This is a genomic window from Cupriavidus sp. 8B, from assembly GCF_054589115.1.
This window is the reverse complement of the sequence record NZ_BAAILO010000150.1, coordinates 15,964-29,787: the sequence shown is the minus strand read 5'-3', so window position 1 is coordinate 29,787 and position 13,824 is coordinate 15,964. Positions and strand designations below refer to the sequence as shown.

Genomic DNA, 13,824 nt, shown 5'->3' with positions numbered 1-13,824 from the left:
TCAACGCGCCCCATACCCCGTCAACAGCGTCCGCAACGTCTTCACCCCGATCAGCAAGTCCAGCGCAAACGAACAATGCTTGACGTAGTACAGGTCGTAGCTGAGCTTGGTCACGGTTTCTTCATGCGTGCCCACGTAGCCCTGCTGGACCTGGGCCCAACCGGACAGACCGGGGCGCACCAGGTGACGGTACGGGTAGTAAGGAATCGTATGGGCAAACTCGTCCACCATCGGCACCTGCTCGGGCCGCGGGCCGATCAGGCTCATGTCGCCTGCCAGCACGTTCCACAGTTGCGGGATTTCATCGAGCCGGTACTTGCGGATGACGCGGCCCACGCGGGTCACGCGCGGATCCCGGCGGGCGGCGAATTGCGCCGGCGCGCCGGCGTCGAACGTCATGCTGCGGAACTTGAACATCGTGAAGGGTTTGCCGAACAGGCCAACCCGCCCCTGGCGGAACAAGGCGGGGCCCGGGGATTCGAGACGGATGGCGACCGCCACGGCCAAGCCCATCGGCAGCGCGAGCGGCGCCAGGCAGGCCACCGCGGCGATGTCGATCAGGCGTTTGGCGAAGCTGTAGAAATAGTGCGCGGCATAGTCGTCGAGGAAGTTCTCGTCGATGTGCGCGAGCCCGACGCGGCCGGTCAGCATCTCGCCGATCCGTTCTACCGAATACATGCGTACGTGGCTGAGCTTGAACTGGGCCAGCACGCGGGTGCGCTCGGGGTCGGCGGTAGCGTTGCGGTCCAGCATCAGGCCGTCGCAATGCACGGCTTCGTCCAGCGAGCTGATGGCCTGGAAGCGGGTGGGGCTGGCCGGCGCCGCGCCGGGCATGGCGAGGATCTGCTCCAGTTGCGCGAGAGTGGCGGCATCGGTATAGCCGAACACGGGCACGTAGTTGCGCACGAAGCGCCGGTAGCCGAACCAGATCCAGCCCAGCGTAGTGAGGTAGCTGAGCAGCAGCGCGCCGCGCGAATATTCGAGGTGGAAGGCGGCGAAGACGAAGAGCAGCGCGGCAAAGGGCAGCGTGGTGGCCAAGCCGACCAGGCTGTTGCCTTCCATGGCGGGCAGGTGCAGCGAGCGGTGCAGCAGCACGAAGGCGAAAAGATAGGGCAGCACCGACCAAAGCAGGGTGCGGGTGAAGACGTAAGTCACCAGGCCGGCGTGATGGGCGAACTCGGCCAGTACGATGTTGAGGCCGAAGAGCAGCAGGCCCAGCAGCGCCCAGGCCAGCATGCGGCTGGCGCGGCGGACGGTTTCCGAGCCCTGGGGGCGGGTTAGCTGGGCCGGGCGGGCGACGCTGTGGCTCTTGTTCATTGTCCGCGCGCTCCAGTGCTGGCCGCCGCGCGGGGGGCGCCTGGCTTGCACGCCAGCGCTTGCTGGTAGATCGCCCAGGTGGCTTCGGCCATGGGTGCCAGGCCAAACTCGCTTGCCCAGCGTGTCCGGGCATTGCGTCCCAGGGCCTCGCGCAGGGTGGGGTCATGTGCCAGCCGTGCCAGCGCGGCAGCCCAGGCGTGTTCGCCATCGCCGGCGACCAGCAGCCCGCTGGCGCCGCCTTCCAGCTGTTCTCGGATGCCCGGAAGATCGCTGGCGACAATCGGCAGGCCGGCGCGCATGGCCTCCAGCACCGAGAGCGGGAAGCCCTCATGGTCGGATGCCAGCGCGAAGGCCTGGGCCGAAGCCAGTAGGGCGGGGATGTCAGTGACCGGGCCAGCAAATAACACGCGCCCCGGTGCCAGGACGTCGGCCAGCGCCTGCAGGGCGGCCATTTGCGGGCCCTCGCCTGCCAGTACCAGCTCGCAATCGGGCAGGGCGGCACGGGCAAAAGCGCGGATCAACAGGTCGGCGCGCTTCGGGGCGGCCAGGCGCGCCACCATGACAATGCGCCGCAGCGGTGCGCCGGGCGTGGCCAGCGCGCCGCCGTCGGCGATGCCGTTGCGGATCACGCTGACCCGCGCGGCGGGGATCGGCAGCGCCGCGGCCAGCGCGCGTTCGCCCTGCGCCACACAGATCAGGCGGGCGGTCAGCGGCGCCAGCAGCCACTCCATGCAGCGCGAGATGAGGCGCTGGCGAGCCGGGGCGGCGGCCTTGAAGGCAAAGCCATGCACTGTGTAGACCACCGGGATGCCAAGCAGCCAGCCTGCCACCCGGCCTAGCGCGCCAGCTTTAGCGCTATGCGCATGGATCAGATCGGGCGCGGTTTCCCGGAGAGCCTTGAGCAGTTCCCTGAGCGCGGCCAGCGCGCGCAGCGGCGAGAGGGCGTTGTCGAGCAGCGCCAGGCGTATAGTGCGCGCGCCGGCGGCTCGGGCGGCGTCCAGCAGGGGCCCAGCGCCCCCGGCCAGCAGCACAGGCTCGATCCTGTCGCGCAGCGCCTGCAGCAGATCGGCGACGTGCGTCTGCGCCCCGCCGATCTCGGAGTTCGTGATCAGGAAGGCGATACGCGGGCGGTGGGAGGGCAGGGGCGAAGGCACTGGGGCAAAAAACGCGAGGGCGGGCTACAGGAACAGGCTACCAGGGCATTTCAGTACGGCCGATGAGCCAGCGGGTGGGCCGGCGGCAAGGCTGTCCGGCTGGGCCGTCCCCAGCCAATGGGCGGGTACCCGGGCACCCCGCTCAGGTGGGGAACGATCCACATCCAGGCTGGCTTGTAGCGCCATTTTCCAGCAAAGCCACTCGATTATAACTGGCGCGCCACTCGCAATCCGGCAAAATACGGTCTTTGGCGCATTTGCCCGCCGACTCGGCCCTGGCCGGAATCTGCGGCCGGCAATGTCGACTGGTTCTACCGCCTACACACAGGATGACCCATGCAAGCTGATCCTTCCATTTTCAAGGCCTACGATATCCGTGGCATCGTCGACAAGACCCTGACGCGTGACGTGGCGCGTGCGATCGGCTTGTCTTTTGGCACCGCCGCAGCAGAGCAAGGCGAGCGCGCCGTGGTGGTCGGGCGCGACGGGCGCCTGTCCGGGCCAGACCTGCTGGGCGGCCTGGTCGAGGGCCTGCGCGCCGCGGGCATGGACGTGATCGATCTCGGCATGGTGGCCACGCCGATGGTGTACTTCGGCACCAATGTCGAGCTGGCAGGGCGCCGTGCCACCTCCGGCATCATGGTGACCGGCAGCCATAACCCGCCCGACTACAACGGCTTCAAGATGGTGCTGGCCGGCAAGGCCATCTACGGCGAGCAGATCCAGTCGCTGCGCCAGCGCATCGACGCCGGCAAGTTCGCCAGCGGCGCGGGCGGCTACCAGCAGGTCGACATCCGCCAGCAGTACCTGGACCGCATCGTCGGCGACATCAAGCTGGCGCGCCCGATGAAGATCGCGCTGGATGCCGGCAATGGCGTGGCGGGTGCCTTCGTGGGCGACCTGTTCCGCGCGCTTGGCTGCGAGGTGATGGAGTTGTTCTGCGAGGTGGATGGCAACTTCCCCAACCACCATCCCGATCCGGCCCGTGTGGAAAACCTGCGGGACCTGATGCAGTGCCTGCGCGACACGGATTGCGAGCTGGGCCTGGCCTTCGACGGCGACGGCGACCGCCTGGGCGTGGTGACCAAGGACGGCCAGGTGATCTTCCCCGACCGCCAACTGATGCTGTTTGCGGAGGAGATCCTGTCGCGCAATCCCGGCCAGCAGATCATCTACGACGTGAAGTGCACCGGCAAGCTGGCCCCATGGATCCGCGAGCATGGCGGCGAGCCGCTGATGTGGAAGACCGGCCATTCGCTGGTCAAGGCCAAGCTCAAGGAGACCGGCGCGCCGATCGCCGGCGAGATGAGCGGCCACGTGTTCTTCAAGGATCGCTGGTACGGCTTTGACGACGGCCTGTACACCGGCGCGCGCCTGCTGGAGATCCTGTCGAAGCATGCCGACGCAAGCGCGGTGCTCAATGCCTTGCCGAACTCAAACTGCACGCCCGAACTGCAGCTCAAGTGCGCGGAGGGCGAAGCCTTCACGCTGCTCGACAAGATCCGCGCCAATGCGAAGTTCGACGGCGCGCGCGAAGTCATCACCATCGATGGCGTGCGCGTGGAATACCCCGACGGCTTTGGCCTGGCGCGTCCGTCCAACACCACGCCGGTGGTGGTGATGCGTTTCGAGGCCGACAACGACGCCGCGCTGGCACGCATCCAGGCGGAATTCAAACGCGTGATCCTGGCGGAAAAGCCGGACGCGCAACTGCCGTTCTGAGCGGATGCCGTTGACTGCGCCCCTAACCGGTAAATCGGGCAAATCTGACAAATCGGATGAAGCGGATGAATCGGCTAAATCCTTGACCCCGCATGCGCTGCCCGCGCGGCCACGCATCCTGGTGGTCAAGGTCTCGTCGCTGGGCGACGTGGTGCATAACATGCCGCTGGTGCACGACCTGCGCGCGCGCTGGCCGGATTGCGAGATCGACTGGGTGGTAGAGGAGGGCTACGTCGATCTCGTGCGCTTGCTGCCCGAAGTGCGGCGGGTGATTCCGTTTGCGCTGCGGCGCTGGCGCAAGCGCTTCTACCAGGCTGCTACCTGGCGGGAGATCGGTGCGTTCAAGCGTGCCCTGCGAGAGGACGCCTATGACGCCGTGATCGAGACGCAGGGCCTGCTCAAGACAGCCGTGGTGGCCCGCGTGGCCAACCGGCGGGCCGGTGCGCCGGTGATCGGGCTGGCCAATGCCACCCAGGGCTCCGGCTACGAGCCAGCCGCGCGGCTGTTTTATACCGAGCCGGTGACGGTGCCGCGCCAGACCCACTCCGTGCGGCGTTCCCGCCTGCTGGGCGCGGCGCTGACTGGCGGCACGCCGCCGGAGCCGCCGCAGTTCTTTGGGTCCGGGGCGCGCACGCTGCATGTCGACGACCCGCGATGGTCCGGCCTGCCAACGCGCTATGCGGTGTGCTTTCACGCCACCGCCGGCGCGAAGAAGAAGTGGCCTCTGGCGAGTTGGCACGACCTCGGCCGCCGGTTGGTGGACGAAGGCCTGACCATGCTGCTGCCCTGGGGCAACGACGCGGAGCGGCGCGCGGCGGAGGAAATCGCCGCGGGCGTGCCGCGGGCGCAGGTGCTGCCGCGCTTCACGGTGATGCAGGGTTTTGGCCTGATCAATCGTGCCGAGGTGGTGATCGGTGTCGATACCGGTTTGGTCCATATCGCCGCGGCGCTGTGCCGGCCTACGGTGGAGATCTACACCGCGACGTGGCGCTGGAAGACCGAAGGCTACTGGTCGGATCGCATCGCCAATGTGGGCGACGACGGCATCGTGCCGTCGGTCGATGAAGTCTACGCCGCCGCCCGGCGCGTGCGCGGGCAGGGGAATTGATGCTGCGCGTTCTGTATAACCTGCTATGGCTGCTGGCGCTGCCGGTCGCGCTGCTGCGCCTGGTGTGGCGCGCCCGCAAGGAGTCCGGCTACGTGCAGCACGTGGGAGAGCGCCTTGGCGCCTACGGCGCCCTGCCGTCGGCCGGTCCCTGGCTGTGGGTCCATGCCGTATCGGTAGGCGAGACCCGTGCCGCCCAGCCGTTGATCGACGCGCTGCTGGCGCGGTATCCAACCCATCGCCTCCTGCTCACGCATATGACGCCCACCGGGCGGCAGACCGGCGCGCAGCTGTATGGCGCCGAGCCGCGCGTGCTGCAGTGCTACCTGCCGTACGACCTGTCCTGGCTGGTGCAACGCTTCCTGCGCTATTTCCGTCCGGATGCCGGCATGCTGATGGAAACGGAGGTATGGCCCAACCTTGTGCGCGGCGCCCGCGTGGCTGGTGTGCCCTTGCTGCTGGTCAATGCCCGATTGTCGCCGCGCAGCTTCCGACGCACCGCGCGCTTTGGCCGCGCCGCCACCGCGATGTATCGCGACTTCACCGCGGTGCTGGCGCAGACGCAGGGCGATGCCGAGCGCTTCCGTGCCCTCGGGCTGCCCTCGGTGCAGGTGACCGGCAACCTTAAATTCGATATGCAGCTGCCTGAAGAAGGCCTGCGGCGTGGCCGCGTGCTGCGCCAGGCGTTCGGTAAGCGCACCGTGTTTGCCGCTACCAGCACGCGCGATGGCGAGGAATCGCTGTTGCTGGAGGCGTTCGCGCGTTGGCAGGCACTTGGCGCCGACGTGCCGCGCCCTGCCTTGCTGCTGGTGCCGCGCCATCCGCAGCGCTTCGATGAAGTGGCGGCGATGGTCACGCGTGCCGGCTTCACCCTGCAGCGCCGTAGCGCGCTCGGCGACGCCGCCGCGTGGGAGCGGGCGGGCCTGCCCGAGCCGGTCATGGCGGACGTGCTGCTGGGCGACTCCATGGGCGAGATGGCGATGTACTTCGCCGCCTCGGATATCGCCTTTATCGGTGGCAGCCTGTTGCCGCTGGGCGGCCAGAACCTGATCGAGGCCTGCGCCGCAGGCACGCCCGTGCTGAGCGGGCCGCATACCTTCAACTTTGCGCAGGCCACCGAAGACGCCATCGCTGCCGGCGCCTGCCAGCGCGTGGCGGATGCGGATGCGCTGATGCGCGCGGCGGCAACGATACTGGGCGACGCGCCCGGGCTGGAAGCCATGCGCGGCAATGCGCGCGAGTTCGCCGTGCTTCACCGGGGAGCTACGGCGCGCACGATGGCTGCGCTGGGGCAGGTGCTCGGCAACGCGAACTAGGCGGTTCTGTACGGCAGCGACGTATTTTTTTCGTTGCCGCCGCCTGCGGAACTTGTAGGCCCCCGCCCGATGTCCCCCGCCCCCCGCAGTTGTTAAACTATCCCGCGTGAGGGCCAGACTCGCGGTCCTACCGGGCCTGCGAGCTGCCGCCGAGCGGTGCGGGCCGATCAAGCCGCGCGCCCCCCTACCAGGAGCTTCCAGATGCAGAAAATGATTCGTCCTATCCGTCCAGCCCGTCTTTCACCCGGCGCGCTCGCAGCGCGGGCCGCGGCGGCGGTGCTGCTCGCCGCCGCCCTGGGCGCCTGTGCAACCTCGCCCGCGCCGGATTCGCCGGGTGCCGGCGTCAGCCTGAACCAGGCCCAGACTGGCGGCCCCAGCCGCTGGGAGCTGGTGCGCTGGCAGCAGGCCGATGGCACGCTGAAATCCATTCCGCATGGCGACAATGGCCAGCCGATCATTTTTGAGTTCAATGGCGGGATCGATTCCGCGCAGGGCACGGTGAGCGGCTACAGCGGCTGCAATCGCTTTACCGGTGGCTATGGCAAGACGGCGACGGGCATGCGTTTCGACAGGCTGGCGGGAACCCGCATGGCTTGCATTGCGCCGAGCGGGGAGCTGGAGAGTGCGCTGCTCAAGGCGATGCAGTCGCCGTTTACCACCGTGGGCACGCAGCCGTCGGCCGGCTCGACGGGGCGCCAGATCATCTGGAAGACCGTTGACGGGGATCTGCTGCAGTTCGTCGAGCGGGAGGGCGTGGGCCGGCGCGGCGCGAAGATGGATGCGCAGGCGGCCGCCGGCGGCGTGGAGAAGACGGTGTACGTGGATTCGCAGCGGGTGGAGTGCTCGGGCATGGGCCGGCAGACCTGCTACCGAGTGCGCGAGAACCCGGGCGCGCCGTGGACGCTCTGGTATGGGCCGATCGAGGGGCTGGATTTCGAGCCGGGCGTGGCGTACACCCTGCGGGTGCGCGAGACGCGGGTGGAGAACCCGCCGGCGGACGCTTCGGCTATTCGCTGGCAGTTGCTCAACGTGGAGTCGCGTACAAGGGCTAACTGAGCCAGGCTAAGCCAGCAAGCAAAACGCCGCGGTCGAAGCCGCGGCGTTTTGGTTTTCAGCCGATACCGATTGCCGATCGGTGCTTGGTGTTCCGCGTTCAGCTGCGCGGCGCGGGCGCTCCGGCAATGGCTTCCTTGCGCGTGGCAGGGCGCTTTACGGCCGGCGTGCCTGCCGGCGATGCCGTGCCAAGCTTGACCTTCTCCGGCAGCTTGTACATCGAGCCCGGGCTTGAGGTCAGCAGCGTGTTGATCTGCACCACATCGTCCTCGGTCAGCGCGCCGGTAGCGGCCTTCAGGCGCAGCCCGTTCATGATGGTGTCGTAGCGCGCCTTGGCCAGGTCGCGGCGGGTGGAGAACAACTGTGCTTCGGCGTTCAGCACGTCGATGTTGATGCGCACGCCGACTTCGTAGCCGAGCTGGTTGGATTCCACCGCGCTCTGGGCGGAGTGCTCGGCGGCTTCCAGGGCCTTGACCTGGGCGAGGCCGTTGGACACGCCGGAGTAGGTTTGCCGCGCGTTCTGGGCGGCGGTGCGGCGTGCAAACTCGAGGTCGCTGGCGGCCTTGTCGGCCAGCGCCGCGGTTTCGCGCACGCGCGACTGGATCTGGCCGCCGCTGTAGATCGGCACGTTGAGTTGTACGCCGATCTGGGCGCTGTTGTAGCGGTTGCTGATGTTGACGGTCTGGACCGCGCTACCGGTGGAGTTGCTGAAACCGTACGAGGCCACCAGGTCGACGGAGGGCAGGTGGCCGGCCCGCGCCTTGTTGTACTCGCGTTGCGCGGTGTCGAGGTTGTAGCGGGCCAGGCCGACTTGCGGATTGGTGTTCTCCGCCTGGCTGGCCCAGGTGTTCACATCGGCCGGCTGCGGACCGGGAAGCGTGGCGGCGGTGCGCAATCCCAGTAGTTCGTCAACCGGCTTGCTGGTGATCTGCTGCAGGTTGGCGCGCCGGATTTCCAGGTCGCTCTGCGCTGCGATCTCGGTCGAGGTGGCGAGGTCGTAGCGGGCCTGCGCATCGTTGGCGTCGGTGATGGTCGCCGTGCCCACTTCGAAGTTACGCTTGGCCTGTGCGAGTTGCTCGCCGATGGCCTTCTTCTGCGCGCCGGCGAGGTAGAGGTTGTCTTGCGCGGCCAGCACGTCGAAGTAAGCCTGGGAGGTGCGGGTGATAAGGTCGAGCTGCGCCTGGCTGAAGGTTACCTCGCCGGCCAGCGCCGCCAGCTCGCCTTGCTTGTAGGTTTCCCAGCGGTCCCAGCGGAACAGCGGCTGGGTGAGTTGCAGTGCCCAGTTATTGCCGTTGATAAAACGGTCGCCGGAGATGGGTGCCGATTGCTCGATCTTGGTCCGCGTGGCGCCGACCGTGCCATTGATTTGCGGCAGCAAGCCCGAACGCCCCTGGGGCAGCTTTTCCTGGCTGGCCACCAGTTGCGCGCGCGCGCTGGCGAACTGCGCGTCGTTGGCCTGTGCATCGCGGTAGACCTGGAGCAGGTCGGCGCCATGCGCGGCCGGCAGGTGCAGCAGCGCAAGCAGGGAACCCGTCAGTGCCAGGCGCGTCTTGGGCACGCCCCGCGCAGGGAAAAGCGCAAACCTCATGACATCTCCAGTCTGCCGGGCACCGGGCGCGCGGCTAACGTTTCTAACGATCAGCGTTCTAGGGAATTGGCGCCGCGGGAAGCCGGCGCCTTGAGATTGGTGCTGGTGGTGCTGGTGATGCTGGTAGTGCTGTTCGTGATCGTGGTGCTCAGTACTTCGGCATTGCCGGGTCGACCTGCTCGGCCCACGCGTGGACGCCGCCCGTCAGGTTATAGACCTTGGCAAAGCCTTGGCGCTCGAGGAAGCTTGCCACCTGCATGCTGCGCGCGCCGTGATGGCAGATGCAGACAATGTCGGCGTCTTCGTCGAGCTCGCCGGCGCGTGCCGGGATCTGGCCCATCGGGATATGCGTGATGCCGGGCATGGCGCAGGTCTGCACCTCCCAGCCTTCGCGTACGTCGAGCAATACCGGCTGCGGCCGGCTGGCATCCGCCAGCCAGTGCATCAGTTCGGGGGCGTTGATTACCTGCATGTCTTGTTTCCCGCTCAGAATTGGAAGCGCGAGGGCTGCTCGGCGCCCATCAGCGGCGTGACGGCGGTCTCGAACAGGTTGAGGGTCTTGTACTCGGTCTCGCTGACGCGCGTGATGATCTGCGCTTCCATGGCCGGCAGCGCGCCGACGAAGGCGGCGATGCGCCCGCCAACCTTGACTTGCGACAGGATGGACGCGGGCACCGAGGGCAGCGCGCCGGAAATGCAGATCACGTCGTACGGGGCGCTCGCGGCCCAGCCGGTGGCGGCATTGCCTTGGGCCACGTCGACATTGGTCATGCCGGCGTCGGCCAGGTTTTTGCGGGCCAGCTCTGCCAGTTCCGGCAGGATGTCCACGGTCAGCACGTGGCGCGCGCGGTGAGCGAGCAGGGCGGCCATGTAACCGGAGCCGGCGCCGATTTCCAGCACTTGCTCATGCTTGCGCACGGCCAGGTCCTGCAGGATGCGGGCTTCCACGCGCGGGGCCAGCATGTTCTGGCCGCCCGGCAGCGGGATTTCCATGTCGACGAAGGCCAGCGCGGCGTAGGCCTGCGGCACGAACTGTTCCCGCTTGACTACCGCCAGCAGGTCCAGGATTTCCTGATCCAGCACATCCCAGGGGCGGATTTGCTGTTCGATCATATTGAATCGGGCTTTCTCGAGGTCCATCTTGCCATTCCTTCCAATGCCAACCGCTAATCAGTTCAGAGTTCCGGCCGCGCGGTGCCAGGGGCCGGGGAAATCCGTCAAACCTGACATTTTAACCCCGCGCCAAGACACTTGCCCAAGCGCGTCGCCCAGGTTGTGGCCTCGATGCCGCAGTCCGGCCATGGCTGCGCCATTCCGGGCTGGCTCCCGGCTTTCTCAGGGCTTTTGGGGCGGCTTGCCTCATTCCGCGCTTGCTGGCTTGTGCGCCGCTGTGCCGCCGGCTTCGGGCGCGGTGGCGGGAGTCGCCACGGCTTGCTTGCCGCGCCACTTGCGGCCCAGCCACGCGCTGAAGTCGTCGAGGTACGTATAGATCACCGGCACTACCACCAGGGTCAGGATCGACGAGGTGATGATGCCGCCGATCACCGTCTGGCCCATCGGTGCGCGTTGCTCGGCGCCTTCGCCCAGGCTGAAGGCCAGCGGCACCATGCCGAAGATCATGGCCAGCGTGGTCATCAGGATCGGCCGCAGCCGCACGCGCGCGGCTGCGATCAGCGCGGCCTCGCGCGACATCGGCGGCTGTCCGTCGGCGCCGCGCCGGGCCTGGTTGGCGAAATCCACCAGCAGGATGGCGTTCTTGGTCACCAGCCCCATCAGCATGATGAAGCCGATGATGGAGAACATGTTCAGCGTGGAGCGGAACAGCAGCAGCGCGGCGAACACGCCCACCAGCGTGAGCGGCAGCGAGGTCATGATGGCGATCGGCTGGAAGAAGCTGGTGAACTGCGAGGCCAGGATCATGTAGATGAAGATCACCGCCAGCGCCAGCGCCGACACCGCGAAGCCGAACGATTCGTTCATCGACTTGGTGGAGCCGCCGAAGCGGTACTTGTAGCCGGCAGGCCAGTTCATCCCGTCCAGCGCCGCCTTGACCTCGCGCGCCACCTCGCCCTGCGAGCGGCCCGCGGTATTGGCGGTCAGCTCCACTTCGCGGGAGAGGTCGCGCCGGCTGATCTGGTTGGCGCCGGTGGTGGGCACCAGCTCGGCGATCTGGCGCAGCGGCACCATGCGCGGCGAGCCATCCGTGTTGTTCTGGCTGCTGGCGATCATCAGCGCGCTCAGGTCGGCCATGCCGGTGCGGGCGTCCTTGGGCAGGCGCACGCGTACGTCATAGTTCTGGTCGTCGGGCGCGCGCCATGAGCTGATGGCGTCGCCGGCCAGCAGCGGGCGCAGCGCGTTGCCGATCTGCACGATGCCCACGCCCAGGTCGGATGCCAGCTCGCGGCGGATGCGCACTTCCACCGTGGGGCGGTCGTCCTTCATGCTGGAGTCGAGGTCGGTCAGGCCGCGCACCTCGGCCATGCGCCGGCTGGCTTCCAGCGACAGGCGCCGCAGCGTTTCCAGGTCGTCGCCCTGGATCGATACCTGCAGCGCCTTCTGTCCGCCGGCGCCGTCCGGCATGCCGACCATGGTCAGCGTGATGCCGGCGATGGCGGACATGCGCTCGCGGATCATGGGGTTGAGCTGCTTGGTGGTGAGCTTGCGCGCGCGGCGCTCGGTCAGGCGCACCGACACCAGCGCGTTGTTGCGCCCGGAGGTATTGCCCGAGTTGATGGTGGCGTAGGTGTAGGCCACCTCGGGGAAGGCCTTGAGCGCGGCCTGCACCTGCCTGACCTTGGCTTCGGTAACTGCAAGCGATGTGCCCACCGGCGTGGTGAAGCCCACCTGCGTTTCGCCGAGGTCGGCGGCAGGCACGAACTCGGTGCCGATCAGCGGCACCAGCGCAAAGCTGCCGAAGAACGTCACCGCCGCGATGATGGCGGTGGCCAGCCGGTGCTTGAGCGCCCAGCCCAGCATCGAGCCATAGCCGTGGCCGAGCGCATCCATGCGCGCCGAGAACCAGTCCAGCATGCGGCCCACGGTGCGGCCGTACAGGCTTTTCTTGTTGCCGGTGCCGTGCAGGTCGGGGTCGTGCCAGACCGAGGACAGCATCGGGTCCAGGGTGAACGAGACGAACATGGAGATCAGCACCGCCGCCACCACCGTCACGCCGAACTGGTGGAAGAAGCGGCCGATGATGCCGCCCATGAAGCCCACCGGCAGGAACACGGCCACGATGGAGAAGGTGGTGGCCAGCACCGCCAGCCCGATCTCGTTGGTGCCGTCGAGCGCCGCCGTGCGATGGTCCTTGCCCATCAGGTTGTGCCGCACGATGTTCTCGCGCACCACGATGGCGTCGTCGATCAACAGGCCCACGCACAGCGACAGCGCCATCAGCGTGATCACGTTGAGCGTGAAGCCGAACATATACATTACGCCGAACGTGCCGATCAGCGCGATCGGCAAGGTCAGCCCCGTGATGACCGTGCTGCGCCATGAGCCGAGGAACAGGAAGACGATGGCCACCGTCAGGAAGGCGCCTTCGAGCAGGGTGGAGCGGACTTCCTTGACGCTGCTGCGGATGCCGCGTGCCGCGTCGTTGACCACGGTGAGTTTCACGCCTGCGGGCACCAGCTTGCGCACCTCGTCGGTCATCTTGATCAGGCCATCGACGGTGTCGACCGTGTTCTGGCCCTGTGCCTTCACCACCGCCAGGAACAGCGCACGCTTGCCGTCCAGCATCGCCAGGCTTTCCTGCTCCTCCTCGCCGTCGCGCACGTCGGCGACCTGCTCCAGCGTGACCGGCTGGCCCGCGCGGCGCGCCACGATGATGTGGCGGAAGGCATCCGGCGTGATGACGCGGCCCTTGATCTGCACCACCGTCTCGGTGGAGGTGGAGCGCAGCTCGCCCGCGGGCAGTTCCTGGTTCTCGTTGCGGATGGCGTCCATCACCTGGTTCACGCCGATGCCGAGCGCCTCCAGCTGGGCGGGGCGGATGCGGATCTCGACCTCGCGCTTGGTGCCGCCAACGAGGCTGATGGCGCCCACGCCGCGCACGGTCTCCAGCCGCTTGCGCACGATCTGGTCGGCGATGGTGGTCAGCTCGCGCTGCGTGCGCTGCGCGCCCGGCGCGTTCGACACGGACAGGTAGAACACCGGCGCGTCCGACGGGTCGTAGCGCAGCACGCGCGGGTCTTTCACCTCGTCGCGGAACTGCGGGCGGATCAGCGCGATCTTGTCTCGCACGTCCTGCGCGGCCTGGCCCACATCGACGGAGAGATCGAACTTGATCACCACCACCGAGGTGCCCTGGTAGGAGTGCGAGAAGATCTCGTCGATGCCGGAGATGGTATTGACGATTTCCTCGATCTTGCGGGTGACGTCGGACTCCACCGATTCCGGCGCGGCGCCGGGGTACTCGGTCTGCACCACGACGATGGGGAAGGTGATGTCCGGGAACTGGTCAACCGGCAGGCGCTGGTAGGAGAACAGGCCGATCACGATGAAGGCCATCATCATCATGGTGGCCAGCACCGGGTTGTGGATGGACAGGCGGGTGAACCACATGGG

General features: G+C 67.5%; 10 protein-coding genes. 4 read left to right on the top strand and 6 right to left on the bottom strand.

Annotated features, from left to right (window positions below):
- Entirely contained in the window at nucleotides 1-1,317 is a 1,317-nt protein-coding gene (locus tag ACYP5B_RS15320; protein ID WP_318231835.1) for a sugar transferase, read from the bottom strand.
- Nucleotides 1,314-2,471: a glycosyltransferase family 4 protein gene (locus ACYP5B_RS15315; protein WP_459570281.1), complete on the bottom strand. Its 1,158-nt coding sequence runs from the start codon at nucleotides 2,469-2,471 to the stop codon at nucleotides 1,314-1,316. The genes ACYP5B_RS15320 and ACYP5B_RS15315 overlap by 4 nt, the downstream gene beginning before the upstream one ends.
- Nucleotides 2,472-2,807: 336 nt before the next feature.
- On the opposite strand from ACYP5B_RS15315, the gene ACYP5B_RS15310 reads away from it, so the two are divergent.
- The 4 genes from ACYP5B_RS15310 (at nucleotide 2,808) to ACYP5B_RS15295 (ending at nucleotide 7,670) form a co-directional block, all read left to right on the top strand.
- Entirely contained in the window at nucleotides 2,808-4,193 is a 1,386-nt protein-coding gene (locus ACYP5B_RS15310; protein WP_459570280.1) for a phosphomannomutase/phosphoglucomutase, read from the top strand.
- A gap of 82 nt (nucleotides 4,194-4,275) precedes the next feature.
- Complete coding sequence (waaC, locus tag ACYP5B_RS15305) at nucleotides 4,276-5,301, top strand: lipopolysaccharide heptosyltransferase I (protein WP_459570279.1); 1,026 nt, start codon at nucleotides 4,276-4,278, stop codon at nucleotides 5,299-5,301.
- The gene (gene waaA / locus ACYP5B_RS15300; protein WP_459570278.1) at nucleotides 5,301-6,614 is read left to right on the top strand and encodes a lipid IV(A) 3-deoxy-D-manno-octulosonic acid transferase; all 1,314 of its coding nucleotides are present in this window, start codon (nucleotides 5,301-5,303) and stop codon (nucleotides 6,612-6,614) included. The genes waaC and waaA overlap by 1 nt, the downstream gene beginning before the upstream one ends.
- A 201-nt stretch (nucleotides 6,615-6,815) precedes the next feature.
- Nucleotides 6,816-7,670: an META and DUF4377 domain-containing protein gene (locus ACYP5B_RS15295; RefSeq protein ID WP_459570277.1), complete on the top strand. Its 855-nt coding sequence runs from the start codon at nucleotides 6,816-6,818 to the stop codon at nucleotides 7,668-7,670.
- A 97-nt stretch (nucleotides 7,671-7,767) separates the two neighbouring features.
- On the opposite strand, the gene ACYP5B_RS15290 is transcribed toward ACYP5B_RS15295, so the two are convergent.
- The 4 genes from ACYP5B_RS15290 to ACYP5B_RS15275 form a co-directional block, all read right to left on the bottom strand.
- Nucleotides 7,768-9,255 carry a TolC family outer membrane protein gene (locus ACYP5B_RS15290; protein WP_459570276.1) on the bottom strand — a complete coding sequence of 496 codons (1,488 nt, stop codon included), beginning with the start codon at nucleotides 9,253-9,255 and terminating at the stop codon, nucleotides 7,768-7,770.
- Between the two features lie 148 nt (nucleotides 9,256-9,403).
- Nucleotides 9,404-9,727 (bottom strand): rhodanese-like domain-containing protein, encoded by a 324-nt coding sequence (locus ACYP5B_RS15285; protein WP_267604038.1) that lies wholly within the window; start codon nucleotides 9,725-9,727, stop codon nucleotides 9,404-9,406.
- A 14-nt stretch (nucleotides 9,728-9,741) separates the two neighbouring features.
- The gene (locus ACYP5B_RS15280; protein ID WP_459570275.1) at nucleotides 9,742-10,395 is read right to left on the bottom strand and encodes a protein-L-isoaspartate O-methyltransferase family protein; all 654 of its coding nucleotides are present in this window, start codon (nucleotides 10,393-10,395) and stop codon (nucleotides 9,742-9,744) included.
- 219 nt (nucleotides 10,396-10,614) lie between these two features.
- Complete coding sequence (locus tag ACYP5B_RS15275; protein ID WP_459570274.1) at nucleotides 10,615-13,821, bottom strand: efflux RND transporter permease subunit; 3,207 nt, start codon at nucleotides 13,819-13,821, stop codon at nucleotides 10,615-10,617.
- Between the last annotated feature and the right edge of the window lie 3 nt (nucleotides 13,822-13,824).